21 protein-coding genes, 1 tRNA gene and 1 pseudogene are annotated in these 26902 nt (G+C 63.6%); 10 read left to right on the top strand and 13 right to left on the bottom strand.

Annotated features, from left to right (window positions below; all coding sequences use genetic code 11):
• Nucleotides 1-158: 158 nt before the first annotated feature.
• The 3 genes from AB6809_RS08920 to AB6809_RS08910 all read left to right on the top strand — a co-directional run bounded on the left by AB6809_RS08920 (nt 159) and on the right by AB6809_RS08910 (nt 4423).
• Nucleotides 159-1769 carry an ATP-binding protein gene (locus tag AB6809_RS08920; RefSeq protein ID WP_371026386.1) on the top strand — a complete coding sequence of 537 codons (1611 nt, stop codon included), beginning with the start codon at nt 159-161 and terminating at the stop codon, nt 1767-1769.
• Between the two features lie 142 nt (nt 1770-1911).
• Entirely contained in the window at nt 1912-2397 is a 486-nt protein-coding gene (locus tag AB6809_RS08915; RefSeq protein ID WP_107707714.1) for a response regulator, read from the top strand.
• 52 nt (nt 2398-2449) lie between these two features.
• A complete protein-coding gene (locus AB6809_RS08910) occupies nt 2450-4423 on the top strand; it encodes a response regulator (RefSeq protein ID WP_006048907.1) in 1974 nt (657 codons plus the stop codon).
• A gap of 67 nt (nt 4424-4490) precedes the next feature.
• On the opposite strand, the gene mscL is transcribed toward AB6809_RS08910, so the two are convergent.
• From mscL to mfd, 4 genes are all read right to left on the bottom strand, one after another.
• Nucleotides 4491-4937 carry a large conductance mechanosensitive channel protein MscL gene (mscL, locus tag AB6809_RS08905; RefSeq protein ID WP_006048908.1) on the bottom strand — a complete coding sequence of 149 codons (447 nt, stop codon included), beginning with the start codon at nt 4935-4937 and terminating at the stop codon, nt 4491-4493.
• Between the two features lie 110 nt (nt 4938-5047).
• Nucleotides 5048-6082 (bottom strand): threonine/serine dehydratase, encoded by a 1035-nt coding sequence (locus AB6809_RS08900; protein WP_006048909.1) that lies wholly within the window; start codon nt 6080-6082, stop codon nt 5048-5050.
• A gap of 62 nt (nt 6083-6144) precedes the next feature.
• Entirely contained in the window at nt 6145-7392 is a 1248-nt protein-coding gene (gene argE / locus AB6809_RS08895) for an acetylornithine deacetylase (protein ID WP_114156082.1), read from the bottom strand.
• A gap of 218 nt (nt 7393-7610) precedes the next feature.
• Complete coding sequence (gene mfd, locus AB6809_RS08890) at nt 7611-11093, bottom strand: transcription-repair coupling factor (protein ID WP_114156083.1); 3483 nt, start codon at nt 11091-11093, stop codon at nt 7611-7613.
• 120 nt (nt 11094-11213) lie between these two features.
• On the opposite strand from mfd, the gene ispD reads away from it, so the two are divergent.
• Nucleotides 11214-11927, top strand: coding sequence for a 2-C-methyl-D-erythritol 4-phosphate cytidylyltransferase (gene ispD, locus AB6809_RS08885; RefSeq protein ID WP_029968333.1), 714 nt, complete (start codon nt 11214-11216; stop codon nt 11925-11927).
• Nucleotides 11928-11981: 54 nt separating this feature from the next.
• Complete coding sequence (gene ispF, locus AB6809_RS08880; protein WP_371026384.1) at nt 11982-12461, top strand: 2-C-methyl-D-erythritol 2,4-cyclodiphosphate synthase; 480 nt, start codon at nt 11982-11984, stop codon at nt 12459-12461.
• 77 nt (nt 12462-12538) lie between these two features.
• Here ispF and AB6809_RS08875 read toward each other — a convergent pair whose 3' ends face one another.
• The 4 genes from AB6809_RS08875 to ompR all read right to left on the bottom strand — a co-directional run bounded on the left by AB6809_RS08875 (nt 12539) and on the right by ompR (nt 16045).
• Nucleotides 12539-13057, bottom strand: a complete 519-nt coding sequence (locus AB6809_RS08875; RefSeq protein ID WP_006048914.1) for a carboxymuconolactone decarboxylase family protein — start codon at nt 13055-13057, stop codon at nt 12539-12541.
• 74 nt (nt 13058-13131) lie between these two features.
• Nucleotides 13132-13680, bottom strand: coding sequence for a peroxiredoxin (locus tag AB6809_RS08870; protein WP_006048915.1), 549 nt, complete (start codon nt 13678-13680; stop codon nt 13132-13134).
• 236 nt (nt 13681-13916) lie between these two features.
• Nucleotides 13917-15266: an ATP-binding protein gene (locus AB6809_RS08865; RefSeq protein ID WP_006048916.1), complete on the bottom strand. Its 1350-nt coding sequence runs from the start codon at nt 15264-15266 to the stop codon at nt 13917-13919.
• A 44-nt stretch (nt 15267-15310) separates the two neighbouring features.
• Entirely contained in the window at nt 15311-16045 is a 735-nt protein-coding gene (gene ompR, locus AB6809_RS08860; RefSeq protein ID WP_006048917.1) for a two-component system response regulator OmpR, read from the bottom strand.
• A 229-nt stretch (nt 16046-16274) separates the two neighbouring features.
• Here ompR and AB6809_RS08855 point away from each other — a divergent pair, with 229 nt between their 5' ends.
• On the top strand, nt 16275-16601 hold the full coding sequence (locus AB6809_RS08855; RefSeq protein ID WP_029968335.1) for a hypothetical protein: 327 nt from the start codon (nt 16275-16277) through the stop codon (nt 16599-16601).
• A gap of 323 nt (nt 16602-16924) precedes the next feature.
• Nucleotides 16925-18127, top strand: a complete 1203-nt coding sequence (locus tag AB6809_RS08850) for a DUF1501 domain-containing protein (RefSeq protein WP_307254492.1) — start codon at nt 16925-16927, stop codon at nt 18125-18127.
• Between the two features lie 25 nt (nt 18128-18152).
• On the opposite strand, the gene AB6809_RS08845 is transcribed toward AB6809_RS08850, so the two are convergent.
• Complete coding sequence (locus AB6809_RS08845) at nt 18153-19013, bottom strand: squalene/phytoene synthase family protein (protein ID WP_029968337.1); 861 nt, start codon at nt 19011-19013, stop codon at nt 18153-18155.
• A gap of 230 nt (nt 19014-19243) precedes the next feature.
• Between AB6809_RS08845 and AB6809_RS08840 the strand changes: the two genes are divergently transcribed.
• Nucleotides 19244-19330: transfer RNA gene (locus AB6809_RS08840), tRNA-Leu, on the top strand.
• Here AB6809_RS08840 and AB6809_RS08835 read toward each other — a convergent pair.
• The 3 genes and pseudogenes from AB6809_RS08835 to AB6809_RS08825 all read right to left on the bottom strand — a co-directional run.
• Nucleotides 19331-19516 (bottom strand): annotated as a pseudogene (locus AB6809_RS08835) (hypothetical protein); the annotation flags it as partial. It lies immediately after the preceding tRNA gene.
• Nucleotides 19517-19822: 306 nt separating this feature from the next.
• A complete protein-coding gene (locus AB6809_RS08830; RefSeq protein WP_006048920.1) occupies nt 19823-20050 on the bottom strand; it encodes a hypothetical protein in 228 nt (75 codons plus the stop codon).
• A gap of 345 nt (nt 20051-20395) precedes the next feature.
• A complete protein-coding gene (locus tag AB6809_RS08825; RefSeq protein WP_029968338.1) occupies nt 20396-20683 on the bottom strand; it encodes a hypothetical protein in 288 nt (95 codons plus the stop codon).
• A 530-nt stretch (nt 20684-21213) separates the two neighbouring features.
• On the opposite strand from AB6809_RS08825, the gene AB6809_RS08820 reads away from it, so the two are divergent.
• Both AB6809_RS08820 and AB6809_RS08815 read left to right on the top strand, forming a co-directional pair.
• Nucleotides 21214-24765, top strand: a complete 3552-nt coding sequence (locus AB6809_RS08820) for a DUF2339 domain-containing protein (RefSeq protein ID WP_371026382.1) — start codon at nt 21214-21216, stop codon at nt 24763-24765.
• Complete coding sequence (locus AB6809_RS08815; protein WP_371026381.1) at nt 24762-26294, top strand: DUF3999 domain-containing protein; 1533 nt, start codon at nt 24762-24764, stop codon at nt 26292-26294. Before AB6809_RS08820 ends, AB6809_RS08815 begins: the two co-directional genes overlap by 4 nt.
• A 136-nt stretch (nt 26295-26430) precedes the next feature.
• Here AB6809_RS08815 and AB6809_RS08810 read toward each other — a convergent pair whose 3' ends face one another.
• A complete protein-coding gene (locus tag AB6809_RS08810) occupies nt 26431-26883 on the bottom strand; it encodes a MarR family winged helix-turn-helix transcriptional regulator (protein ID WP_029968344.1) in 453 nt (150 codons plus the stop codon).
• Nucleotides 26884-26902: the final 19 nt, after the last annotated feature.

The following is a 26902-nucleotide window of genomic DNA, read 5'->3' as shown; positions in this document are numbered from 1 at the left end:
GCGCCGAAAAAACATCTCGCACCAATAAAAAAGTCGTTTTTATGTGGGTCGGCGCATCTTTGGGCCACGTTGAAATATTGCCGATTCACGTCGATAATGGCCCGTCCGGCTGGCGGGTTCCCGTGACTTGCCGCGGCGTGAACGACCTTCGGGCGACCATGAAATTATTCACCAAGGGTCTGTTGCTGATCGCAGTACCTAGCCTCGTCGAACTCGCGCTTCTCGGCGCCGTGTTCGATACGCAGGAAGAGACAGCGCAGGCCGCGCAATGGGTCACCAATAGCAAGCAGATTCTTTATCAGTCGTCGGCGCTCGTCGATCCGCTGCTGCGCCAGGCCGCACGCGTTCGAACCGGCATGGTGATCGGCGATCCGTCATTGCTCGACCGGCACACGGTGTGGATCGACATGAGCGATCGTCTGTCGAAGCTCGACGCGCTCGTGGCCGACACGCCGCAGCAAGTGCAACGCGTGCAGAACATGAGACGCGCGATCGACGCTTATCGCGCGCAGACCGCCACCGTTTCGGAGGCGTTGCATGAAGGGCGTAGCGGCAAGTCGCTGGCCGCGCTCGAAAGTGGTGCGCTGCCGCAGCCTATCGCGCTCTTTCGCGACGAACTCGCGGCATTCGGCGAAGAGGCCTCGCGTCTGGATGGCGAGCGTGCCGCGGCGCTCGCGCGGCGTCGCGAGCGTCAGCAATATGCATTGATCGCGGCAGTGATCGGCTCAATGCTGATCTGGGCCGGCACCGCAGTCGTTTTTGCGCGCAGCATCGGCCGGCGCTTCGAGGTGCTGACCGATAACGCGGAGCGCCTCGGCAACGGGCGGCCGCTTGCCGCGCGCCTGTCCGGCAACGACGAAATCGCTGCGCTCGACGCCGTGCTGCATCAGACAGGCGCGCGTCTGCGCGAGGCGGATGCCGAGCAGGCGTCGCTCAAGCGGCGCCTCGAAGCGCGTACGCACGAACTCGCCGGCGTCAATGAGGAACTGCGCCAGGAGACGCAAGACAACGAAATGTTTATCTACAGCGTATCGCACGATCTGCGCTCGCCGCTCGTGAACCTGCAAGGGTTCTCGAAGGAATTGCAGGTTTCGTGCGACGAGCTGGACGGTATCGTCGGCGAGGCGCGCCTGCCGGCAGCGGAACATAAACGGATGGCGCATATTCTCGACGGCGACGTGCGCGAATCCCTGCAATACTTGCGTGGTGCGGTCACGCAGGCGGCTGCGATTATCGAGGCGCTGTTGCGCATTTCGCGTGCGGGGCGGCTCGAGTATCAGTGGCAACGGGTGAGCGTCGCGCGCGCGGTGGCGCGCGTTGTCGACAATCTGCAAAGCGTCATTGACGAGCGCGGCGTGGTCGTCACCGTGCGTGATTTGCCGCCGGCCTGGGGCGACCCGGCCGCGATCGAACAGGTCTTCAGCAATCTGATTGGCAATGCGTTGAATTACCTCGACCCGGCGCGCATCGGGCGCATCGAGATCGGCGCGCTCGAGCCGGAGCCCGTCGAAGCGAACGGGCCGCGCGCCGTGCGCATGCGCACGTACTATGTGCGCGATAACGGCCTCGGCATTCCGGCCGCGTATATGTCGAAAGTGTTTCGTGCGTTTCAACGTCTGCATATCGACGTGGCAAAGGGCGACGGCGTCGGTCTCGCGGTGGTGCGGCGCACGGTGGAACGGCATGGCGGGCGAGTGTGGGTCGAGTCCGCGGAAGGTGCGGGATCGAGCTTTTTCGTCGTACTGCCGGAACAACCCGCGCGCCTCTGAGTCGCGCGGGCGCAATGAAAACTCGCAGCGCATGATTCGAGCGGCCTGCGCTCCAGCGCAACGCCGGCACTACGTGGCCTTACTTGGCCTTACTTGGCCTTACCTGGCGTGAACTGCCGTGAACTGGGAGAACGGAGGGCATATGAGTCACGGGGAAACGGTCAGCATCGTGTTGATCGAAGACGACGACGGCCACGCCACGCTCGTCGAACGCAATCTGCGCCGTGCCGGTATTTCGAATGGCTTCGTGCGCTTTCGCGATGGTCAGCAGGCTCTCGATTATTTCTTCGGCGCGCAGGCGGACAGCGAGAGCGCGCCGGGCGCGCATCCCGATGCTGAAGATCTGAGGAATTCCGTGGTTCTGCTCGATCTGAAGATGCCGCGCGTCGACGGCTTCGAAGTATTGCGGCGCCTGAAGGAGTCGCCGCAAACGGCCCCAGTGCCGGTGATCGTCCTCACCACGACCGACGATCCTCGCGAAATCGCGCGCTGCTACGAACTGGGCTGCAATGTCTACATTACGAAGCCAGTCGAGTACGATGCATTTATTGAAGCGGTGCGCCGCCTCGGGTTTTTCCTGCAAGTGGTGAAGCTGCCGTCCGGGCATCGCTTTGCGTCGCCATCATGACGTGCCTCAATTTGTTCACATACTCTATATATCTACCCGACGAAGATCGCGCATGACCGAAGAAGTGTCCACGCAGCCCGCCGCTTGTGTTCTCGTCGTCGACGACGACGAGGGCATCTTGCGTCTCGCGCGCAAGTCGCTCGAACGCGCCGGCTGCCGGGTCGCGGTATGCCCGAGCGTGGAGGCCGCGCGCGAACGGCTCGCCGCGGGCGGGCTCGACTTGCTGGTGCTCGACTATCAGTTGAGCGGACCGGAAACGGGCCTCGACTTCTTTCGCCGGCTGCGCTCCGAAGGCGTGCGGATTCCGGCCATCCTCGTGACTGGTTTTACCGACGAATCGCGTGTGATCGAAGCGCTGCGCGCGGGCGTGTCCGACGTGGTGCCGAAGTCAGGCGATTACCTCGATTACCTGCCCGAAGCGGTGGAGCGCGTGCTGTCGCAAGTGCGCCTGCAGCGCGCGTCGGACGAAGCATTGCTGCTGCGCGATCGCGAGCAGCACTACCGCGACCTGTCCGAAGCGCTGCCTCACCTCGTGTTGACCTGCAACGCCGCGGGCGACTGCGATTTTCTGTCGAAGCAATGGTACGACTACACCGGTCTCACCGAAAACAGCTCGCATGGTCTTGCGTGGCTCGATGCCGTGCATCCGGACGATCGCGAGGAAGTGCGCCGTAGCTGGCTCAAAGCGGTGGCCGGCAATGCGGGCACCTATCGGCACGAACTGCGCATTCGCCGCCATGACGGCGAATATCGCTGGTTCGACACGCGCATCGTCGCCACGCGCGACAACGAAGGCAACATCAGCAAATGGTTCGGCAGCTGCACGGACATCCATTCGGAGCGCGAAGCGATGCAGGAACGCGAACGGCTGCTCGCTTCCGAACAGGCCGCGCGCCAGATCGCCGAAGAAGCGAACCGCGCGAAAGACCGCTTCCTCGCGATGCTTTCACACGAGTTGCGTACGCCGCTCACGCCGGTGCTCGCCGGCGCGAGCGTGCTGGAGATGATTCCCGATCTGCCGGATCAGGCGCGCTCGAGCGTGCGCATGATTCGCCGCAACATCGAACTCGAAGCGCGCCTGATCGACGATCTGCTCGACCTTACGCGGGTAGCCAACGGCAAGCTGCGTCTGTCGCTGGAAACGGTCGACGTGCATGAGGTGATCGACAGCGTGCTCGAACTGTTCCGCAGCGAAATCCAGGTCAAGCAGCAGGACGTGCATGTGCACAAGGACGCGACGCATCACTACGTGCTTGCCGATCGCGCGCGCCTGCAACAGATGCTATGGAATCTGATTCGCAACGCCGCGAAGTTCACGCCTGACGGCGGCCACATCTACGTACGCACGCGCGACGAGCGCATGCATGTGCAGATTTCGGTGGAAGACACGGGCATCGGCATCGAGCCCGAACAGATCGGCAAGCTGTTCAACGCGTTCGAGCAGGGCGATCAGAAGATGACGCGGCAGTTCGGCGGGCTGGGGCTCGGCCTCGCCATCACCAAGGCGCTCACGGACGTGCATGGCGGCACGGTGACCGCACAAAGCCCGGGCCCGCACTGCGGCGCCACGTTCACCATCACGCTGCCGACGGCTGCCGCCCCCGCGCGCACCTCGCAGCCGGTGTTGCCCGACCCGGTGCATCCGGCCGGTGTACTTAACATTTTGCTGATCGAAGATCACGTCGATACTGCCGAAGTCATGGCGCAACTGATACGCACGCTCGGCCACGACGTGACGACGGTGGGCCGCGTGGACGACGCGCTCGCCGCCACGCAGTTGCAAACTTTCGATCTGGTGATCAGCGACGTCGGCTTGCCGGATGGCACCGGCCTCGACTTCATCAAGGCGTATCGCGAGCGTTCGAATGCGCCCGCCGTTGCGCTGACCGGTTTCGGCACCGACGAAGACGTGCGCCGTTGTCTCGCCGCTGGTTTCACATCGCATTTGACGAAGCCGGTGAACTTCGCGCAACTGGAAACGATGATCGAGAACGCGATCAATCTGAAGGCGCAGAAGGAAATGTGACGCGCGGCGCGTAGGTGTGGCACATAAGTGCGGCACATGAGAGCGCCGCACGGCAAGCATCGGTCGCCTAGCGCGGCGAGTTTTTCAGCGAGTCGCGGATTTCACGCAACAGCAGCACGTCTTCGGGCGGCGGCGGGGGTTCCGACGGCGCGGCAGCGTCCGGCTTACGCAGATTGTTGATGAACTTCACCATCAGGAAAATGATAAACGCGAGGATGATGAAGTTGATGAGCACCGTAATGAATGAGCCATAACCGAACACGGCAACGCCCGCTGTTTGCAGGTCTTTATACGATTCCGGACTGCCTTTGAAGCTCGGCGGAATGTCGCCGAGGCGAATGAACTTGTTCGAGAAGTCGAGGCCGCCCGTGGCGACGCCGACGACCGGCATGATCAGGTCTTTCACGACTGAATTGACAATGGTGGAGAACGCGCCGCCGATGATCACACCGACCGCGAGATCCATCACGTTGCCCTTAAGGGCAAATTCCTTGAATTCCTTGACCATGCTCATAGGGTTTTCCTCCCGAATATCGATGACTTAATCATACCAATCTCAGACGGATAGGCCAGCCCTTAGTTATAGCTTAGTGAGCGTAGTTCGGCTTGGTCGGCATGACTAGCTTAGTCGGGAAACTGCGACGCGCTGTGGCGCGCGCGTTCGATCTGCGCCGCGAAAGTAACCGGGTCGGTGTTGGTGCCGCACAGCAGAACGCCGACACGCTTGCCTTGCAGCTTCTCGCGCAGCGGTCCGAGCAGCGCCGCGGTGGCAGCCGCGCAAGCCGGTTCGACGGCGAGCTTCAGTTGTCCGAACAGGGTCAGCATGGCCGCGCGCAACTGGTCGTCGGAAACCGTGACGAGTTCGTCGATATGACGGCGGCACAGTTCATAGCTGTATTCCTCGGTATGCGGAGCCATCAGCGAATCGGCGATGCTGTGCATATGGCCCATCTTCACCGTGTGATTCGCGGCGAAGCTCTTGCCCATTGCATCGGCGCCTTCTGGCTCGACACCGAACACGTGGACGTCGGGATTCGCGAGCCGCATTGCCGTGGCGACGCCGGCCGCGAGACCGCCGCCGCCGATCGGCACGATCACGGCTTCGAGGTCGGGCGTTTGCGTGGTCCATTCGTAGCCGAGCGTGGCCGAGCCGAGCACCGTGCGATAACCGTTGAACGGATGCACGAAGTAGCGGCCTTCTTCCGCTTCAATGCGGCGCACCAGTTCGAACGCTTCGGCGAGATCTTCGGCGAACACAATTTCCGCGCGATATTGCCGGCACAGCGCGACGCGTGCCGGATTGGCCGCGCGAAACAGCACGACCTTCGCGCTGATGCCAAGCCGCATCGCCGCATACGCAACCGCTACCGCATGGTTGCCGCCCGATACGCAGGTGACGCCCGCGCTGCGCTGTGCTTCATCCAACGCGAGCAGGTTCGTGAACGCGCCGCGCGCCTTGAAGCTGCCGCCCGCCTGCAGCAACTCGAACTTGAAGTTCACCACCGTGCCTTCGAGCGACGCGAAGTCGAGCCTGTCGAACACCGGCGTTCGCGCCACCCACGGCGTCAGCGCGAAGTGCTGCGCGGCGATGTCGTCGAGAGTGGGGATCGGCTCGCCGTCGATCGTATGGTCGGTGTGCTGCGGCGTGGCGGTTGACATGGCGTGGGCGACAATGGGTTGATCGGGAAACGCGTGAGTGTCTGCTTCTTTCTCACGCGTTTTCAGAGCGCATGCGCTTCCACCGACATGCTGTGGATGAACTTGCGCAGGAAGCGTTCGCACTGCACGAGCTGATCCAGTGCGACGAACTCGTTGGCCTTGTGCGCCTGCTGAATGTCGCCGGGTCCGCACACAATGCTCGGAATGCCCGCCAGCGAAAACAGTCCGGCCTCCGTGCCGTATGCAACCTTGCGCTTGTCCTGATCCGCGGTGAGCGCGCGCACGAGTTGCGTGATGGCCGCCTGTTCGGACGAATCGAGTCCCGGCGCCGCGGCGATCTTCGTGATCTCGATGGCCGCCGATGGATGCTCGCGCAACATTTTCGGCAGCAGCGTTTCGCGCGCGTACTGGTCGATGCGCGCGAAGATCGGCTCCGGGTCGAGCGTGGGAAGGTTACGGAATTCGAACTGGAACTTGCATTCGGCCGGCACCGTATTGATCGCATTGCCGCCGACGATCGTGCTGGTTTGCGCGGTGGTGAAGGGCACGTCGTACAGTTCGTCGAACGGACCTTGCTCGCGGAACTGATCGGCCATGTCGCGGATATAGCAGATGAGGCGCGCTGCGTATTCGATCGCGTTCAAGCCCTTCGGCGTGAGCGACGAATGCGCCGCCTGGCCGCGCACGCAGCATTGATAAGCGTTGATGCCCTTATGCGCCACGATGGGCCGCATGCTGGTCGGCTCGCCGACGATGCAGCCGTCCGGCTTCACGCCGCGCTTCATCAGGTCGGCGATCAGAAGCGGTGCGCCCGCGCAACCCACTTCCTCGTCGAATGAAAGCGCGAAGTGAATCGGCTTGGCGAGCTTCGTGCGCTGCATTTCAGGAACGAGAGCGAGCGCCGCGCCGATGAAGCCTTTCATGTCGCAGGTGCCGCGGCCATACAGTTTGTCGCCGCGAATTTCCGGCTTGAACGGATCACTGTCCCATTGCTGACCGTCGACGGGCACCACGTCCGTGTGGCCCGACAAGACCACGCCGCCGTTCGTTTCGCCGTCGTGCGCGGGGATCGTCGCAAAGAGGTTGGCCCATTTGCCGCTTTGATCGTGCGTGAGCGTGGCGTCAATGCCTACGGCGCGCAACTCGTCGCGCACGGTTTCGATCAGACCCAAGTTTGGATTGCGGCTCACCGTGTCCATCGACACGAGCCGTGTGACCCAAGGCAGCGAGACAGGCGTATCGGAGGCGGAAGCGGATGATGCAGTGGCGGATGTTTGCGAGGACTGCGCTGAATCAGCGACGTGAGACATGACAAGACTCCGGCATTTGAGTCTTTCGATCATACCCAAAAATGCCGTGCCGTATGCGGCTTGTGTACGTTGAGTGTGCTGCTGCGCGCGGGTTGCGCAGCGCAGCATTGCGGAATAACGCTAGACGTAGGGCGGTTTTGTGCGCTGGGCCGCGCGTAACGCGTGCATCGAATGAACGCGCCCTACGCCGTGCGGCGTTTCAACTCAACTTACTCAACTCATCGCGCCGCCGTTGCCGCGGCCGTACCGCGGCTCGGCGACCCGAGTGCGCGCAAGGTCTCCTTGACGGTCGCGACGCGCACCGCAAGGTCGGGACTGCGCGTTTCGATACGCAGCTTGTCCTGGCCCGCGAGTTTGATGTGCTTGTGCTTCTGCACCATCTCGATGATACGCATCGCGTCGATTGGCGGATTCGGAATGAACTGCAAGCCGATCACGGCTTCGCCCGCGTCGATCTTCGAAATGCCCAACGGCTTCGCCGCCAGCCTCAACCGATGCGTCTCGACAAGCGCATGCGCTTGCGGCGGCAGCTTGCCGAAGCGGTCGATCAGCTCTTCCTGAATGCCGTCGATCGAATCGCTGTGCTCGCAATTCGCAAGCCGCTTGTAGAGCGACAGACGTTCCTGCACGTCGCCGCAATAGTCGGCGGGCAGAATCGCGGGCGCATGCAGATTGATCTCGGTCGTCGCGGCGAGCGGCGCGGTGAGGTCGGGTTCCTTGCCGTCCTTCAGCGCCTTCACGGCGTCGTTGAGCATGTCGGTGTAAAGCTGGAAACCGATCTCGTGAATCTCACCCGACTGCTTGTCGCCGAGCACTTCGCCCGTGCCGCGAATCTCCAGGTCGTGCATGGCCAGATAGAAGCCCGAACCGAGTTCCTCCATCTGCTGGATCGCCTCGAGCCGGCGCTGCGCCTGCTTCGTCAGACCTTGCGGATCGTGCACGAGCAGATACGCGTACGCCTGGTGATGCGAGCGCCCGACGCGCCCGCGCAACTGGTGCAATTGCGCAAGACCGAACTTGTCCGAGCGATGAATCAGGATCGTATTCGCGCTCGGCACGTCGATACCGGTTTCGATAATCGTCGTGCACAGCAGCACGTTCGCGCGTTGCGCGACGAAGTCACGCATCACGCGTTCGAGTTCGCGCTCGTGCATCTGCCCATGCGCGACCGCGATGCGTGCTTCGGGCACGAGCGCTTCAAGCATCTGCCGGCGATTCTCGATGGTCTCGACTTCGTTGTGCAAGAAGTAAACCTGGCCGCCGCGCTTCAGTTCGCGCAGCATGGCTTCGCGAATCACGCTTTCTTCCTCGCGACGCACGAAGGTCTTGATCGCCAGACGCTTTTGCGGCGCGGTCGCGATCACGGAGAAATCGCGCAGCCCTTCGAGCGCCATGCCGAGCGTGCGCGGAATCGGCGTGGCGGTCAGCGTGAGCACGTCCACTTCCGCGCGCAACGCCTTGAGCGCTTCTTTCTGACGCACGCCGAAGCGGTGTTCTTCGTCGATGATCACGAGCCCGAGCCGCTTGAACTGCACATCCGACGAGAGCAGCTTGTGCGTGCCGATCACGATGTCGACACTGCCTTCGTTGATCTGCTGGATCGCGGCGTTCACTTCCTTGGTCGACTTGAAGCGCGACAGTTCGGCGATGCGCACCGGCCAATCGGAGAAGCGGTCTGTGAAGGTTTGCGTGTGCTGTTCGGCGAGCAGCGTGGTGGGCGAGAGGAGCGCGACCTGCTTGCCGCCCATCACCGCGATAAACGCCGCGCGCAATGCAACCTCGGTCTTGCCGAAGCCCACGTCGCCGCATACCAGACGGTCCATCGGCTTGCCGCTCGTCATGTCGCCGATCACGGCGGCGATGGCCGCGGCCTGGTCGGGCGTTTCCTCGAAGCCGAAGCTCTCGGCGAACTTCACATAGTCTTTCGGCTCGAGCGCGAACGCGTGGCCCGAGCGCGCGGCGCGGCGCGCGTAAAGGTTCAGCAGCTCGGCGGCGGTGTCGCGAATCTGCTGCGCAGCCTTGCGCTTGGCCTTCTCCCATTGACCCGAGCCGAGCGAATGCAGCGGCGCGCTTTCCGGGTCGGCGCCGCTATAGCGCGAGATCACATGCAGTTGCGCGACCGGCACGTAGAGCTTGCTGTCGCCCGCGTATTCGAGGTGCAGGAACTCGGTTTCGCCTTCGCCCAGGTCCATCGTGACGAGGCCCATGTAGCGGCCAATGCCGTGCTGCGAATGCACGACCGGATCGCCGACCTTCAGCTCGGACAGATCGCGCACCATCGAATCGACGTTGCTCGCCTGTTCCTGGCGACGACGCCCCGCACGCCGCGCGAGCGGTCCGTAAAGCTCCGTTTCGGTGATGATCGCGATGCCGTCGACCGGCACCGCAAAGCCGTTCGCAAGCGGCGCGACGCCGAGCGAAAAACGCGCGTCGCCGGTGAGCCAGTCCTGGAAGCTGTCGCTCGACGCGGGCTTCAGATGATTGTCCGCGAGCAACTGCAATAGCGTTTCGCGGCGGCCCGCCGATTCCGCGGCGAACAGCACGCGGTTCGGCGTCGTGTCGAGAAACGCGCGCAAGGCCGAGACAGGATCGTCCGCGTGACGGTCGATCGCGAGATTCGGCAGCGGCGTCGCCCAGCCGCCGCCCGCGTTGGCCGGCAGCACGAGGCGCGCGAACGGCTTGGCGAGCGTGAAGAAATCCTCGTCCGTCAGAAAGAGGCGCTGCGGCTCGAGAATGGGCCGGTCGCGATCGTGCGACAGGAAGTTGTAGCGCTGCTTGGTGTCGTTGGTGAAGCGCCGGATCGCCGCGTCCAGATCGCCGATAAACGCGAGTTGCGCGCCTTGCGGCAAGTAGTGGAAGAGGGTGGCCGTCTCGTCGAAGAAAAGCGGCAAATAATATTCGATGCCCGCCGACGGCACGCCGTTGCCGATGTCCTTATAGATCGACGCGCGGCTCGGATCGCCCTCGAACGTTTCGCGCCAGCGGCTGCGAAACGCGGTGCGCGCGGCTTCGTCGAAGGGGAATTCGCGGCCCGGCAAGAGCCGCACGTCTTTCACCGGATAAAGGCTGCGCTGCGTGTCGGGATCGAACGCGCGGATCGAATCGACCTGGTCGTCGAACAGATCGATCCGGTAGGGCAAGGGCGAGCCCATCGGGTAAAGATCGAGCAGCGAGCCGCGCACGCAGTATTCGCCGGGGCGCACGACCTGGCTCACGTGTTCGTAGCCGGCCAGTGTGAGCTGCGCTTTCAGCTTGGCCTCGTCGAGGCGCTCGCCTTGCGAGAACGAGAACGTATAGGCCGCGAGAAACGACGCGGGCGGCATCCGGTACAGCGCCGTGGTGGCGGGCACGAGCAGGATGTCGCAGCGGCCCTCGCCGAGATCGTGCAGCGTGGCGAGGCGCTCGGAGACCAGATCCTGGTGCGGCGAAAAGGTGTCGTAAGGCAGCGTTTCCCAGTCGGGCAGCAGGCGCACGCGCGCGTCCGGCGCGAAAAAGCCGATTTCCTGCGACAGCCGCTGTGCATCGACCGCGCTCTCGCAGACGACCGCGAGCAACGGCACCTTCTCGCGATAGGCGAGATGGTAGCGGGCGATCAGCAGGGCGTCGGACGAGCCATGCGTGCCGTCGAAGGCGAAACGCTGGCCGGCCTTGACGAGCGCGACGGGCGGGGAGTACTGCGATGTTGCGGCGATATCTGGCATAGAAAGGAAAAGGCGGCCTCGGGCTCACACGAACCGGCAAGTTTACGCGTGTCGGGGCGTGGATGCGAAGGACCTATTATAAAATCCGTCCTTTACTTTGACCTCGCGGCATCCGCACTCGTGACTTCCCGTCTATTTGCCCTGATTCCGTGCGCAGGCACCGGCAGCCGTTCCGGCGCCGCGATGCCCAAACAGTATCGCACCGTCGCCGGCCGCGACCTGCTGCATTATTCGCTCGCGGCATTCGACGCGTGCAGTGAATTCGCGCAAACGCTCGTCGTCATTGCGCCCGACGACCAGCACTTCGACGCGCGCCGCTTCGGCGGCTTGCGCTTTGCCGTGCGCCGTTGCGGCGGCGCGTCGCGCCAGGCGTCGGTGCTGAACGGCTTGCACGCGCTCACCGAGTTCAACGCGCGCGACGACGACTGGGTGCTCGTGCACGACGCCGCGCGGCCGGGCATCACGCCGGGGCTGATCCGCACGTTGACCGGCGCGCTGAAAGACGACGCGGTGGGCGGCATCATGGCCTTGCCGGTCGCGGATACGTTAAAGCGCATCGACCGCGCATCGGCGGACGGCCGCATTGCCCGCACCGAATCGCGCGACGGACTCTGGCAGGCGCAGACGCCGCAGATGTTCCGCATCGGCATGTTGCGCGAAGCGATCTTGCGCGCGCAGGCCGACGGCCACGATCTCACCGACGAAGCGAGCGCGATCGAATGGGCCGGCCATGCGCCGCGGCTCGTGCAGGGCAGCCTGCGCAATTTCAAGGTGACGTACCCGGAAGACTTCGATCTCGCCGAGGCGATTTTGCTGCGGCCTTCGGCAGCGTGACCGGCGGTTTCATTTTCAGTGAATTCAGTGAACGGACTTGAGGACTTGACGCAGATGGATTTCAGAATTGGGCAAGGCTACGACGTGCATGCGCTGGTGCCGGGGCGTCCGTTGATTATCGGCGGGGTGACGATTCCCTATGAGCGCGGCTTGCTCGGCCATTCGGATGCCGACGTGCTGCTGCACGCGATCACCGACGCGCTGTTCGGCGCGGCCACGCTCGGCGACATCGGCCGCCATTTCTCCGATACGGATGCGAAGTTCGCCGGCGCCGACAGCCGCGTGCTGCTGCGCGAGTGCGTGGCGCGCGTGAAGGCCGCGGGCTTTTCGATCGCGAATGTGGACAGCAGCGTGGTCGCGCAGGCGCCGAAGCTCGCGCCGCATATCGAAGGCATGCGCGCGAACATTGCCGCCGACCTCGGCTTGCCGACGGAAAAGGTCAACGTAAAAGCCAAGACCAATGAGAAGCTCGGCTATCTTGGCCGGGGCGAGGGCATCGAGGCGCAGGCCGTGGTGTTGCTGGTCAAGGACTGACTGGCTTTTTATGCGGCCGCGAAGAGCGGCTCGCGCGGCGTCGACAAAGCCCTAAGCCGCGACGAAATCAACTGCCGTTATTCTGCGGCAATACACTGCGCGGCCGCATTGATCACGGCGGCAATCCGGCCCACGTCGCGCAACTGCGTCGTGCTCATGCCTTCGGCGACCAGCGTATCGAAGTGCGACTTCACGCAGAAATGACACTTGCCGATGATCGACGCGGCCAGCGCATACATCTCGAAGCGCCGCTTGTCCACGCCGCCATGCGACGCATAGGCGTTCATGCGTAACTGCGCCGGTTGCGATTTCAGATCCGCGTTGTCCGTCATTTCGACGTACGGATACCAGACGTTGTTCATGCCCATCAACGCGGCGGCGGTCAACGCGCCGTTCGTCTCTTCGGGCGAGAGCACGCCCGCGTTGCGAATCGCGTTGACGATCACCGTGCTCTTCGCGGCGAAAGCCGCGGCCAACGCGACGCCCACCGCATCGTTACCTTCCAGCGACGAGCGCGCGATCGTGCCGTCGAGATTCAGCCGGATGTCTTTCGCGTAGTCGGGCACGAGCGCCTTAATGGAAGACAAGAACTCCATTGCGATCTCCTATCGGGTTGTCGATAAAAAAGCCCGCGGCTTTTTCAAGCGTGGCGGGCCTGGGCAGACACGGCTTACAGCGTCGCGCCGCCGACTGCGCGGTTGCACGGACAGAGCTCGTCCGTTTGCAGACCGTCGAGAATACGCAGCACTTCCTCAGGATTGCGGCCGACGTTCAGGTTGTTCACCGAAACGTGCTGGATCGTATTGTCCGGATCGACGATGAACGTGGCGCGCAGCGCGACGCCCGCTTCCTTGTCGCGCACGCCGAGCTGGTCAATCAGCTCGCCCTTCACGTCGCCGAACGAATAGTGGTTCAGCTTGCTCAAGTCCTTGTGCTCGCGGCGCCATGCGAGCTTCACGAATTCATTGTCGACGCTGCCGCCGAGCAGCACCGCGTCGCGTTCCTCGAAGTCTTTCGCGAGCTTGCCGAACTCGACGATTTCCGTCGGGCACACGAAGGTGAAATCCTTCGGGTAGAAGTAGATGATCTTCCACTTGCCGGGGAACGACTGCTCCGTGATCTCTTCGAACGCCGAGACGCCGTTTTCCTCGTGGTTGTTAAAGCCAGGCTTGGCAGCGGTGACGGTGAACGCTTCGAGTTTGTCGCCAACGGTTTTCATGCGAGTGCTCCTTCGTGTGTTGGAAAAACAGCATGTTGAGGCTACCAGCTCGTCATCACGAGCGCGTGTCAGGCTTTTAACTATAGCTCTATGGAACTATCCGCTCAATAGTTTTTAACTAACAACCCGGATAGTTATTATTCAACGGGGCGGGCATTGGCAGTGCGCAGCCTGGTCCGATGTAGCCGGTGTCGCAAGGCGCGGGCCAAGCGGTTCACAGCGGGCTCGCAGTGGACTCAAGCGCCTTTGGCAAGCGGGAATTCGATCGTGACTTCGAGGCCGGGGCCCGGCGTGCGATTGCGCAAGCGCAGCGCGCCGCGATAACGGCCGACGAGCCGCTGCACGATCGCCATGCCGAGACCCGTGCCGTTCGCCTGCGTGCGAGCGGAGTTCACACGATAGAACGGCCGTGTGACGAGCGCGAGTTGATCTTCCGGAATGCCCGGGCCTTCGTCGACCACCGAAAGCTCGACTCGCGAGTGCGACACACGCGTCTCCAGAATGACGTGCGGAATGCCGTCGCCATCGCTCAAACCATATTTGCGCGCGTTTTCCAGCAGATTGCCGACGACGCGCCGCATGTCGGTCTCGTCCGCTTCGATCACCGCCGACGGCGCAAGCCGCGTGATCAGCCGCATGCTGTCCTCGCTTTGCATGCGCGCGGCGAGTTCGCTTGCGATCACCGACAGATCGACGGGCTCGGGCACGCGCTGCACCGGCCGCGCGTAATCGAGGAAGCGGCCGATGATCATATCCATCTGCTCGATGTCGTCGACCATTGCGTCTTTCGTGCTTTGATCCGACGGACTCATTTCTGTTTCGAGCCGCAGCCGCGCGAGCGGCGTGCGCAGATCGTGCGAGATGCCGGCGAGCATCAAGGCGCGGTCGGCCTCGAGCTGTTCGAGGTCCCGCACCATCTGGTTGAAACTGCGATTGGTTTCGGCGGCCACGCCCATGCCGCGCTCGGGCAGCGGTTCGGGCGACTGGCCCGAGCCGACCCGGCGCGCGGCCATCGCGAGACGTGCGAACGGCCGGTTCACGAGACTCGTGATGAAGGCCGCGCCGAATAGCGACAACGCGAGCGCGAACACGCCCCAGCCGGCCCATTGAAGGCCGGTTGCATTGTCGAGCTGATCGCGGTCGAGCGCGACCCAGTAATCGTCGTCGTCGATCTTGAAGCTGATCCACACGCCAGGGATGTCGTTGACGCTTTGCGCGATCACGGTGTCGTCGCCGAGACGGCCGCGAATGTCGTGTTCGATCAGCCGGTTCAGCGACTCGTCGGGCTGCAGCTTGAACTTGTCGGTGGTTTCGCGCGGATACACGCGCACGCCTTCATTGCTTTCCAGATCTTGCAGCAACGCGCGCCGCAGATCGGGATCGGAATAAAGGAGTGCCGTGCGTGTGAGCTTGACGATGGCGACGAGCTGCAACGCCACGCGCTGCGCGCGCGGCTCGCGCTCGATCACCCGGAAGCTCTGGAACCACGCGGCGAGACTGACTGCGATCAACAGCGCGATCAGCAGAAAGGTCCGCCAGAAAAGGCCGCCGAACGCGAGCGTCAGGAGGCGCCGGTCGATCCGCATGGGCCCTTCTTATCTGAAAACAAAAGCTTGAGGTGTGAACAAACTCAGGCTGCGCCGTCGGGAATGAACACGTAGCCAAGACCCCATACCGTCTGAATGAAGCGCGGGCTGCCCGGGTCGGGCTCGATCAGCTTGCGCAGACGGGAGATCTGCACGTCGAGGCTGCGGTCGAACACTTCGTATTCGCGGCCGCGAGCGAGTTCCATCAGCTTCTCGCGCGACAGCGGCTGGCGCGGATGACGCGCGAATACCTTGAGCACCGAGAACTCGCCGGTGGTCAGCGGAATTTCCTGGCCTGCCTTGGTGAGCGTACGGGTCGCGAGATTGAGCGCGAACTCGCCGAACTCGAAGACCTCGGTGGTCTCGGACGGCGCGCCCGGCAATTCCGACGGCGACTGACGGCGCAACACAGCATGAATTCGCGCGACCAGTTCGCGCGGATTGAACGGCTTCGGCAGATAGTCGTCGGCGCCCATTTCGAGGCCGACGATACGATCGACGTCTTCGCCCTTGGCCGTCAGCATGATGATCGGCGTGCGGTCGTTGCTGCCGCGCAGACGCCGGCAGATGGACAGGCCGTCCTCGCCAGGCAGCATGAGGTCGAGCACCAGCAGATCGAAGCGCTCGCGCACCCACAGCTTGTTCATGGACGGCGCGTTCTCCGCCACATAAACATTGAAGCCTTGTTCGCCGAGGTAGCGGCGCAGCAGGTCGCGCAGGCGCGGATCGTCGTCGACGACGAGGATTTTCGAAGGGTTTTTGGTTTCCATGGTCGGCATCTTAGCGCGATTAGAAAGTGGTGCGCGGTTGCATCATTTGTCGAGTTACAGTCAGTTACAAAATTTACCCTGCCTGTGGCACGGCGTAAAGCGACGCCAGTTAGACTCCTTTACTGAATGCGGCTGTTCGGTGGATACTTCACTCGACTAAAACCCACGCGCCCGGCTCGTAACCGGGTTTGTCACACGCATTTGAGGTCGCCGGTTGCCGCGCCACGAAGGGAACAACATGAAGGGAGGGGTTTGGCCGAATGTGCGCCTGAACGTGATTGCACTGGCGGTCGCCGGTACGCTCGCAGGCACATTGGGATCAACGCTCGCCCACGCCCAGCCTTCTGCCGACAGAGCTGCGAGCGCGCGCGCGCCCAGACCGAGTCCCTCAAAAGCAAACCGTCATGACTCGAACAGCGAGCGGCCTGCATCGGACGTGATGCTGCGCACCGCGGTTCCCCCCGACCTCGATCAACGCCGCCGCGATGGGCATATGACGCCGGACGAACGTCGTTTGCTGAGGCAGCATATCGAAGATGCTGTGCGGGAGCTTTATAAGCGGTAGGGTTTTGGTGGTGGTGGTCGTCGTGCTTGTTCTGGTTTTAGCGTTCCACGCTGTCTTTCCGTTCTTGTGCTGTCTTGTGCTTGTTCGCACTTGCATCGCTCTTCGCTGTGCTTCCCGTTCGTGATTTTGCAGTGCATGTCTTGCTCATCATGCTGACAAGGTGTGTCGAGTCTTGCATGTGGCTCGTGCTAGAAGCGGGCGGGCAGGGGAGCGGCATGGCGCATGCGATGCGTCATCGTGCGTGAAGATGCGGTCTGTCATGAACGCATCGTGCGCCTTGCACATTTGCTCGCCAGTGATTCGCGCATCCTTCCGGACGCCCCATGAAACGACGCAGCTTTCTCTCGATGAGCGCCGCCGCCAGCGCGGCCCTCTGGCTGCCTCGCACATTCGGCGCTGAGCCCGCCGCGCACAGGGCACGTCACGTTCCAGCGTTCGCACGCGATAACGGCAAGCTCCTGATCCTCATCGAATTGAAGGGCGGCAATGACGGTCTGAACACCGTCATTCCGTTCGCCGATCCGGCGTACTACCGGCTCCGTAAGCGCATCGCAATCAGACGCGAGCACGCGATTCAACTCGACGAACGCACGGCGCTGCATCCATCGCTCGAACCGTTGATGCCCTTGTGGCGAAGCGGGCAGCTTGCGATCATTCAGGGCGTCGGTTACGCGGCGCCCAACCTCTCGCATTTTCGTTCGATGCAGATATGGGACACGGCATCGCGCTCCGATCAGTACCTGCGCGAAGGCTGGCTCAGTCGCGCGTTCGACAGCGCGTCGGCGGCGGCTGGTTTTGCCGCTGAGGGCGTCGTGATCGGCAGCGCTGAAATGGGACCGTTGGCGCTGGGCGGCGGTGACGGGGCGCTTGCCGGTCGCGCTCAAGTTGTAGAGGCCGGGAAAGGCATCGCTCAACTATGTGGTCGGCCGCTGCGCGCACAAGACGCAACGCGACTGACGACCGCGTTTCCATGCAGCTCGTTCGGCGCGTCGATAAAGAGCGCGATGCAGATGCTCGCGGCCCGCGATAGGTTGCGCGTGCAAGCACAGCAAGGGCAGGCACTGCGACTACATGCTGCGCAAGCCGACACAACCGCCCCCGCAACCGCAATCCGCCTGACGCTAAACGGCTTCGATACGCATCAGAATCAGCCGGAGCGCCACCGTCTGTTGCTGACGCAATTTGCTGAAGGCTTGGCTGCGATGCGATCGGCGCTTGTCGAACTGGGCCGTTGGAACGACACGCTCGTGATGACGTACAGCGAGTTCGGGCGGCATCCGCGTGAGAATGGCAGCGCCGGCACGGACCACGGCACCGTGGCGCCGCATTTCATGATGGGTGGACGAGTGCTCGGCGGCTTGCACGGCGTGCCGCCGCAGTTGGCGCGGCTCGACGGCAATGGGGAGCTGCCGGTCGGCGTCGATTTTCGACAGCTTTACGCGACGGTGCTCGCGCGCTGGTGGCGTGTCGACGCACAGGCGATCTTGCGGCAGCAGTTCGAGCCACTCCCTTTGCTGCACATCTGACGACGGCGCGCGCCGCCCGTTACGCTTACTTTGCGCGCCACGCGATCCACAGCTTGCGGACCGGCGTCAACGCGATACGTTGATGCAGCACGTGATAACCGTCGCGCTCTATTTCATCGAGCAACGCGCCAGCAAGCGCGCCCTGCGCAAGCAGCGTGCGCTGCGAACGGCGCTCGCTGCGCGGCACCGCGGCGAGCGCGCTATGCAAGGCATCGCGGGCACGCTTCGTCTGAAAGCGCATGAGTTCCGTGAACGCATCCGAATATTTTCGATTGATCAGGTCCGCGGCTGTCACACTGAAGCGCTGCATTTCGTCAATAGGAATGTAGATGCGGCCGTGGCGCGCATCGTTGCCCGTTTCCGCCACGAGTTGTGCGAGCAGCAGCGCTTCGCCTAACGGCGTGGACCAGCCAGGAGCCTGCGCGCCGTCGGTGGGTGCGCTGGTGTGTGCGCTCGTGGATCCATTCGTGCTCGCCGCGCGCGCCACAAGCGCGGCAAAAGTGCCGCCGACCGCCTGCACGTAGCGGCGCAAATTCGGATAGTCCAGGTAACGCGCCTGGTCGAGATCCATCTCGAAGCCGCCAAGCAGCGTCTGCAACGCGGGGTATTCCGCTTTGACGTCGGGCAGCGAAGCCGCGAGCGCCTTTGCAACCGGATGCGTGGGCGAGCCCGCAGCCAACGCGCCGAGTTCGTTTTGCCACCACGCGAGCTTCGTGCGGCCAATCGCGGGGTCGCTCACTTCCTTGACCGTTTCCTCGAACTCGCGGCGCAGTGCGAAGAGCGCGGTCAAGCGCGGCTGACTGGCGGCCGGCGCTTGCCGCAGCGCGTAGTAGGCGCTCGATCCAGGGGGCGCCGCTTTTTGCTGGCAATATTCGTCGAAATTCACGGCTTGGAATGTGGGGAAGGGCAGGCGAAGTGAGCACGGCATGCGTGCGCGAAGCCGAAAATTGTAGCATCGGCGGGGCAACGGCAGAGGCGCGAGCCGGATGCCCGGCAGTTGCAGACAAGCGCGAATCAATGCGTTAGAATCTCGCGCTTACGCTTTTGGGCGCGTACATTTGAACGCGCCGGAAAGCATGCAGGACATCGGGCGAGACGTACAACGTTGGCCCGGCTGCGAGGGTGGCGAAATTGGTAGACGCACCAGGTTTAGGTCCTGACGCCCGCAAGGGTGTAGGGGTTCGAGTCCCCTCCCTCGCACCATTAACTTCTCGATATAGAGCGGTCTGCGGATTTCCTTGGCGTGGTTGACCGGCGGCCTTGAAGCGAATCCGGGATTGTCGGCACGAACATAACATCATCGAATTCCCTGACGTTGATGTGTTGCCGGAGCCGCGTATAGACATCTTCTGTCTTTCCAATGTATTGGATATTCCGCTGCCTCAAGAAGAAATAGAGTCCGAGAAATAGAGTCCGCGGCGCTAGGCCGGAATCGGAACCTGTTGAAGGCCTGCGCGCTCAAGAAGCTTTCCGTGCATCGCTGCATTCTTTTCGCCGTTTTCTTTTCCAAACTTATCCACGGTCTTTGCGCCTGAAGAATCGTCGCCGGCGCGCTTGCGCGCCGTTTGCCACACGCGGTAAACCTGGTGCGAGCCGGCGTACCGTTCGCGCGTCGTTGGGTCGATGAACAGCGGGCCGTCCGCTATGGCTCACCTGTACAAATGAGACCGTCGGTCCGGTTCCGCAGGTTATCAATCACTCGATATTCGGGAGTGCGGGCCATGCGTCGGGATCTCCACCCATCGCCACACACATGTCCCGCATGAGGTCCGTGCTGACCTCGATCCACTCGGGCGTACCGAACGGAACGTCCTCGGGATTCTTTTTGCCCTGCGCTGAGCGAGTGCGGCGCACGGTCGCGCTGACTTCCTTCATTTCATCGAACAGAAGGTAGTCCGGCTTGGTCGGTTCGTTATCTGCCATCTCTTGGTCTTTGGTATTTTTTTTGATTGATCGGAAAGATACTCCGATTTTCTGATGTCGTAACTTCCAATTTCGGAAAGTTGTGCCGTCCTGTCATGCGGGACGAATCAAAAGCGCGCCCGACAATCTGCTGGCGAGGCTGCAATCAGGAATTGACGGCGGCCTGAAGCGGTACGACGCCGAGTGTTCGCGATCGTCGCGATGTGTAGTGAGAACCCCCGTCAGGTCATTGCACTCGCCGGGGCTCTTTCTTGAATGGCTCCTGGGTGACTCTTTTTTGGTGACCCGGATAGGCGGCGCGCGCGATGCAGGCCCGTAGAGGCCCGCATGGCGAGGTCAGGCCGCTCAGACTTCCGGTGTGGCGGGCGGCGCCTGCGTGCCCGGCAGATCGGCTTGCGCGGCGCCCTCGAGAAAGCGCCGCGTCGATTCGAAAGCCTGCAACATCGGCTCGGGCCACGGCGTTTGCAGCATGACCGCCTGATGGTTTTCGAATGCCGACGACAACAGCTTCACCAGTTCCGGCGAACGCAGATGGCGCAACAGCACGCTTACCGCAATCGCCGTCGCCTGGCTCGCACCGGCCGTCTGGAGTTCCGACGCCGTGAGCGCCGCGACCTGTTTGTTGATGTCCACTGAAACTTCCCTGAATAGAGTTGGATGACTGGCTCGCGCGCCGCGCGGTTCATCGACCTGAATGGAAGCGATAACCCGGCGCACGCGGCGGACCCGGGATTTTGACACGGTTGGCGTTTTGCCGCGAAGACAGCGTCGCGATCAGTGAGAATGCGGCGCGCGGATAATCGCGTGCCGTTGTTCGGGTAATTGACTCGGCAAAGGCGCTGGCAAAAACGCTGACAATAACGGTTCGGTTCGTTAAGCGATTCGCTTTAATTAATCGGCGTGCATCAGCCGCATAATGAGCGATGAAATTTCGGCAAGTGTTGTCGGAGACGTGGCGACATCCGCGTTCAATTGGCTTGCCTGCCGCTCGTCATCATCTATCGGGGGATAGCTGCTTGAAAAGCCCGCTTTGCACGTCGCTTTGCATGTTATTCTGCGCGCCGATTTTCGCTGATTCCACATGCCGTATTCGCGGATAATCCGCGCGACCGAGGTTGCGATCAAACGGATATCGCCGGAAAACACAATAAAAGAGGGATGCGATGAGCGTGTTATTTGCCGTGCTGGGCGCGGTGGTCGGCATGCTGGCTTCGTTGTCGAACGATCTTCCGGTCGGCTACGGCGCATTGTTCGGCGCGCTCGCGGGCTTTGCGCTGGCGCGCTTGCGCAAGAGAAATCCAGCGGGCACTGCGCAGTCGCCATTGCCGGGCGCTACCGCCACGGATGCGCCCGGCGCGCCTCGTGACCTGGCGGCTCGCGTCGAGTGGCTGGAACGTGAACTCGTTTCGCTGCGCGGCGAGATCCGGCAATTGCATGAGGCAGCGGGTATTGCATCAGCCGACGACGACGCTCGAGCGCCCGCGCCGATGCACGCATCAGACGCCGCAACGATGCCCGATTCAGTTGCGGCAGGCACCACAGAGCATCGCTATGCAATCGCGGCGCAAGAAGCTGAGAAGCTCACGGCGAGAGCGTCGGCGGCGCTTGCGCCAGCGGGCGGGGAGGCGGGCGCGTCGATTGATCGGCAGACGGAAACGTCAACCGGCATGGACGCCGCCGCACAAACACAAGCACAAGCACAAGCACAAGCACAAGCACAAGCACAAGCACAAGCACAAGCACAAGCACAAGCACAACTCGACCCAGCCGCGCGCACCCAAGCCGACGCCGCCGCGCCAGCACAACCGAACCTCGCGGGCCTCCCGCAAGCCACTGCGACCGACACGGCACAACGCGCCCAACCGCAACCCGCCGCCGCTGCGCATACCCAACCTGACCTCGCTGCCCCCGCACAACCCAACCTCCCACCCGCACCTCCACGCGGCCCCGGCGTCGTCGAGCGCCTTTTCAAAGCAGGCCGCGACTGGCTCTTCGGCGGCAATACGGTGGTGCGCGTCGGCATCGTCGTGCTGTTCTTCGGCATTGCGTTCCTGCTCAAATACGCCGCCGACAACAGCCTGCTGCCGATCGAATTCCGCCTCGCCGGCGTCGCGCTCGCCGCGACGGCCTTGCTCGTGCTCGGCTGGCGCATCGGCGACAGTCGCGGCGCGTACGGGCTCGTGCTGCAAGGCGGCGGCGTCGGCGCGCTGTACCTGACGGTGTTCGCCGCGACCCGGCTCTATCATCTGCTGCCCGCCGGCGCAGCCTTGCCGCTGATGGTCGCGACCTGCGCGCTGAGTGCGTTCCTCGCGGTACGGCAGAATGCGCCTTCGCTCGCGTTCATGGGCAGCGCGGGCGGCTTCCTCGCGCCGCTCCTCTTGTCCACCGGCGGCGGCAGTCATGTGATGCTGTTCAGTTACTACGCGTTGCTCAACGCGGGCATCTTCGCGATCGCATGGTTCAAGGCATGGCGTCCGCTGAATCTGCTCGGCTTCGTCTTCACGTTCTCGATCGGCGCCGCGTGGGGCGCGACCGCATATCGCCCGGAACTCCTCGCGAGCACCGAGCCGTTTCTGATCCTCTTCTTCCTGATGTATGTCGGAATCGCGCTGCTCTACGCGGTGCGCCGCGAACTGACGCTCAGGCATTACGTCGACGGCACGCTCGTGTTCGGCACGCCGCTCGTCGCAATCGGCCTACAGTCCGCGCTGATGCGAGGCACCGAGTTCGGGCTCGCATGGAGCGCCGTCGCGCTCGCCGTCTTCTATCTCGCGATAGCGGGCTGGCTCGCGCCGCGCCGCGCGCGTCTCGGCCTGCTGTTCGACTCGATGTTCGCGCTCGCCGTCATCTTCGCGACGCTCGCCGTGCCGCTCGCGTTCACCGGACCGACGACGAGCGCGACGTGGGCAATCGAAGGCGCCGCGGTGACATGGCTCGCCGTACGGCAACGACGCCTCGTCGCGTTCGCCTTCGGCCTGCTGATGCAACTGGCCGCGGCGGGCGCGTTTGTCGTCGGCACGGTTTTGTCGTTCAGCCACGCGGCGAGCTTGCCGGTGCTGAACGGCGCTTATCTGGCAAGCGTACTGATCGCGCTCGCCGGCATCTTCACCGGATGGCGTTTGCACGGCCGCAGCGAAGCACGCGACTGGCACGCGTGGCTGCCGCAGATCGGCGTGGTCGCGAGTCTGTGGGGTCTGCTGTGGTGGGTGGGGGGCGGGCTCAACGAGATACAGAGCTACGTCCATGCGTACGTTCCGGACGACCGCGACCGAGTCGGCATCGCACTCGTCGCGCTGTTCGCCGCGTTGAGCGCATGGCTCGCTCATGGCGCGCGCCGCAAGCTGCGCTGGCCGCTCGCCGAGTGGCCGGCGCTCGCGCTCGTGCCTGTTCTCGCCGCGCTCACACTCGAACTTTTTGCATTGAACATAAGGCCGGTCAGCGGCTACGGCTGGCTGGTTTGTCTGCTGGTTGCAGTCGCCACTTACGCGCTTTTATGGCGTCAGCAGCGCGACGTCGGCGAGCGCATTCTCGCGCCGCTGCACACGCTGATGTTCTGGACCGCCGGCACGCTCGCCGCGCTCGAAGGCTACTGGGCGTTGCGCGCTTACGTGCCCGAAGGTGCATGGAGCTGGAGCGCGTGGGCGTATGGCTTCGGCGCGCTGCTGTTGCTGCTGGCCGGCGTGGGGCATCGTCTGCGTTGGCCGGTTGCGCGCTTCACTCGGGCCTATCAGGTGTGGGCCGCGGCGCCGCTCGCCGCGTTGCTGTGGGCGTGGACCATTGCAAGCGTGACGAGCGACGGCAGCGCCGCGCCGCTCTTCTGGCTGCCTATCGTCAATCCGCTCGACGTCGCACAGATACTCGTGTTCGTCGCGGGCGCAGTGTGGCTGCGACGGCTGCGCGCACTGGGCGTGCAATGGCATCCGCGCGCGTTCGATTATGCCGTGCTCGCGACGCTGTTCCTGTGGTTCAATGCGTTGCTGCTTCGCACGCTGCATCATCATTTCGACGCGGCGTACGACGTGACCGCGGTGCTCGCGTCGTTCACGCTGCAGCAGGTGTTCCTGGTCGGATGGAGCGCGTTCGCGTTCGCCGGTTTGTGGCTCGCGCGACGCGACAGCATCGTGCGCCTGTGCGCGATTGCGTCGACGCCGCTCGTGCTCGTGATGTGGCTGTGGACGTTCTACGCCAACCTGACGCAGGACGGCGGCGCGTGGGCGCGGCTGCCGTTATTGAATCCGCTCGATCTCGTGCAGGCCGTGGTCTTTGCACTGGCCGCGCTCTGGCTCGTGCGCGTTCACCGTCTCGGCGTGCCGCTCGACGGCTACCGGCTGCCGCTGCAAGTCGCGGCCGGGGCGACCGGCTTCGTGTGGTTGAATGCGATGCTGCTGCGCACGCTGCATCATTGGATCGGCGTGCCGTACGAGTTCGCGCAGATGTCCGAGTCGATGCTCGTGCAGGCGTCCGTCTCGGTCTTCTGGACGCTGTGCGCGCTGGCGGCGATGATCTGGGCGACGAGACGCGCAAGCCGTATCGTGTGGTTCATCGGCGGCGGGTTGCTCGGCGCGACTGTCGTCAAATTATTTCTGTTCGACCTGTCGCACGTGACGGGGATCGAGCGCATCGTATCGTTTATCGGTATCGGCCTGATGTTGCTGCTGATCGGCTACTTCTCGCCGCTGCCGCCCAAGCCGATGGTCAGGGAAACTGAACAATGAAGCATCTTCTGAAAGTGACGGGCTGGTGTGCCGCGCTCGTGTGCGCGTGGACCGCGGCGCCCGCGTGGGCCGAAGATTTCGCGCGGCACTTTGCGCTTCAGCTCGACGACGGCGCGGCCTACTACAGCGTGAGGCTGCCGGCCGCGGTCTATGCGGCCAGCCAGCGCAACGATCTCGGCGACGTGCGCGTTTTCAACGGCGCGGGCGAGCCCGTGCCGTACTCGCTCGAGGGGCTCCGCGAGCCGGCCCGCACGCCGCCGACGCTGCGTCCGGCCCGCTGGTTCCCGCTTCGTCCGGCCGCCGCAGGTCAGGCGGGCGCGCCGCTGGGCGTGACGATCGCCGCCGACGGATCGCTGCGCGCCACCGCCGCGCCGCCTGGGCGCGCGCAGCACGACACCGATCTGATCGATGCCGGTCAGGCGTCGCACGAAGGCCGCGCGAGCGCGCTGCTGATTCATCTACGCGACGACAATTACCAGGGGCGTGTGTCGGTCGAATCGAGCGACGATCTGCGCAACTGGCAACCGGCCGGCGATGCGCAACTGCTCAAGGTCAGCTACAACGGCAGCACGCTGAGCCAGGACCGGATCGAACTGAACGGTGCGCACGCGCGCTATCTGCGCCTGCGCTGGCTCGACGGCGCGCCGTACCTCGAATCGATCGACGTGGAAGTGCAGGCGGCCGGCGCGGGGCGCACGCAACTGGCGGACAGCCAGCGCGAGTGGCGCGAAGGCATCGTCGCGCGCGCGGGTCCGAAGGCCGGCGAATATTTCTTTAGCACCAGCGGTCCGTTTCCGGTCGACCGGCTGCGGCTCAATCTGCCGCAGCCCAACACGGTGGCGCCCGCGGTCGTCTATTCGCGCGGCGAACTGGGCGGGGCGTGGCGCGAGGTGTCGAATGCGACGCTGTTCCGTTTGCATAACGGGGACGTCGAACAGAACAATCCGTCGCTTCAATTGACGCCGGATACGGACCGTCACTGGCGCGTCGTTGTCGATGCGCGTAACGGCGGACTCGGCAGCGGCGTGCTGACTGTTGCAGCGGGGTGGCGTCCGGCGACGCTGACGTTCGTCGCGCGCGGATCGGCGCCTTTCACGCTTGGCGTGGGCAATGCGTCCGCGGTGTCGACCGCAGTCGGGCGCGACGAGTTGCTGATGGACGCGTCCTCGGCGATTGTCACCGCGCGCGTCGGCGAGCCGCTCGCGCTTGCGCCGAATGCGAATGCGCCGTCGCCGGCGAATGCGGATGCGTATCGCCGCTACGTGCTGTGGGCCGCGTTGCTGCTGGCCGTCGGTTCGCTCGCGGCGATCGCGTGGCGTCTGGCGCGCAGCGTGTCGCATCGGGTGCCGGCGGGCGATGCCGCGGCAAGCGCATCGGGCGCGATGGCCGGCGGTCTTGCAACTACGGCGGCTGCGGCAGCGGATCTAAACGGCCCGGCAGGTGCTTCGCCCCAGGATAATGCGAACGCGGTGTCCGGTGGTGCAGGGCACGCGCCGGAACCTGGGCATCGGCGCGAGAGCAACGACTGAAACACGCGTGCGTTCGCAACGAACGACACGCGTTATCCACCTCTGTTCATGAGCGCGGCATTCGTCGCAAATTTGAAGCGCCGCGCGCCATGTCTGACGCTTGCCGGTTTCAGACTCGAGCAGCGCTTCACGTGCTTCACGCGTCGCGCGTAGTCATCATCTCGATGACCTTGTCGAGCGCTTCGCCTAGCGCGAGCTTTTCGTTTTCGTCGAGGCAATCGAACAGGTCGCCATTCCACTTGCGCGCGATCGGCATCACCTTGCGATACAGCGCGCGGCCCTCGGGCGTGAGCGATACGAGCACCACGCGTCCGTCGTCGGCACTCGCTTCGCGTTTGACGAGTCCCTGTCTGATCAGACCTTCGGCGGCGCGGCTCGCCTGGCTCTTGTCGAGATTGGCATGCCTTGCGAGTTCCATGATCGAGAACGGTCCAAACGATCCCACCGACGCAATCACGCGAGCTTCCGGCAACGTCACGCCGAGCTTGTCCTGGTAGCGCTCGCTGATGCCGCGCTCAGCAAGCTTGTTGAGTACATGCAGACGATAAGTGAGGAGCTGTTCCAGGCCAGCTTTGGCGGAGTCCTTCATGGTCTTCCCGTGATGAGTG

It is taken from the genome of Paraburkholderia sp. RCC_158, from assembly GCF_041355255.1.
In the GTDB taxonomy this organism is placed as follows: Bacteria; Pseudomonadota; Gammaproteobacteria; order Burkholderiales; family Burkholderiaceae; genus Paraburkholderia; species Paraburkholderia graminis.
The sequence above is the reverse complement of the archived record's forward strand: the minus strand, read 5'-3'. Positions and strand labels throughout refer to the sequence as shown.

Excerpts from the sequence above, each read along its gene's own strand:
- AB6809_RS08920 (WP_371026386.1), top strand. The coding sequence starts at position 159 with ATGAAATTATTCACCAAGGGTCTGTTGCTGATCGCAGTACCTAGCCTC.
- AB6809_RS08915 (WP_107707714.1), top strand. The coding sequence starts at position 1,912 with ATGAGTCACGGGGAAACGGTCAGCATCGTGTTGATCGAAGACGACGAC.
- AB6809_RS08910 (WP_006048907.1), top strand. The coding sequence starts at position 2,450 with ATGACCGAAGAAGTGTCCACGCAGCCCGCCGCTTGTGTTCTCGTCGTC.
- mscL (WP_006048908.1), bottom strand. The coding sequence starts at position 4,937 with ATGAGCATGGTCAAGGAATTCAAGGAATTTGCCCTTAAGGGCAACGTG.
- AB6809_RS08900 (WP_006048909.1), bottom strand. The coding sequence starts at position 6,082 with ATGTCAACCGCCACGCCGCAGCACACCGACCATACGATCGACGGCGAG.
- argE (WP_114156082.1), bottom strand. The coding sequence starts at position 7,392 with ATGTCTCACGTCGCTGATTCAGCGCAGTCCTCGCAAACATCCGCCACT.
- mfd (WP_114156083.1), bottom strand. The coding sequence starts at position 11,093 with ATGCCAGATATCGCCGCAACATCGCAGTACTCCCCGCCCGTCGCGCTC.
- ispF (WP_371026384.1), top strand. The coding sequence starts at position 11,982 with ATGGATTTCAGAATTGGGCAAGGCTACGACGTGCATGCGCTGGTGCCG.
- AB6809_RS08875 (WP_006048914.1), bottom strand. The coding sequence starts at position 13,057 with ATGGAGTTCTTGTCTTCCATTAAGGCGCTCGTGCCCGACTACGCGAAA.
- AB6809_RS08870 (WP_006048915.1), bottom strand. The coding sequence starts at position 13,680 with ATGAAAACCGTTGGCGACAAACTCGAAGCGTTCACCGTCACCGCTGCC.
- AB6809_RS08865 (WP_006048916.1), bottom strand. The coding sequence starts at position 15,266 with ATGCGGATCGACCGGCGCCTCCTGACGCTCGCGTTCGGCGGCCTTTTC.
- ompR (WP_006048917.1), bottom strand. The coding sequence starts at position 16,045 with ATGCCGACCATGGAAACCAAAAACCCTTCGAAAATCCTCGTCGTCGAC.
- AB6809_RS08855 (WP_029968335.1), top strand. The coding sequence starts at position 16,275 with ATGAAGGGAGGGGTTTGGCCGAATGTGCGCCTGAACGTGATTGCACTG.
- AB6809_RS08850 (WP_307254492.1), top strand. The coding sequence starts at position 16,925 with ATGAAACGACGCAGCTTTCTCTCGATGAGCGCCGCCGCCAGCGCGGCC.
- AB6809_RS08830 (WP_006048920.1), bottom strand. The coding sequence starts at position 20,050 with ATGGCAGATAACGAACCGACCAAGCCGGACTACCTTCTGTTCGATGAA.
- AB6809_RS08820 (WP_371026382.1), top strand. The coding sequence starts at position 21,214 with ATGAGCGTGTTATTTGCCGTGCTGGGCGCGGTGGTCGGCATGCTGGCT.
- AB6809_RS08815 (WP_371026381.1), top strand. The coding sequence starts at position 24,762 with ATGAAGCATCTTCTGAAAGTGACGGGCTGGTGTGCCGCGCTCGTGTGC.
- AB6809_RS08810 (WP_029968344.1), bottom strand. The coding sequence starts at position 26,883 with ATGAAGGACTCCGCCAAAGCTGGCCTGGAACAGCTCCTCACTTATCGT.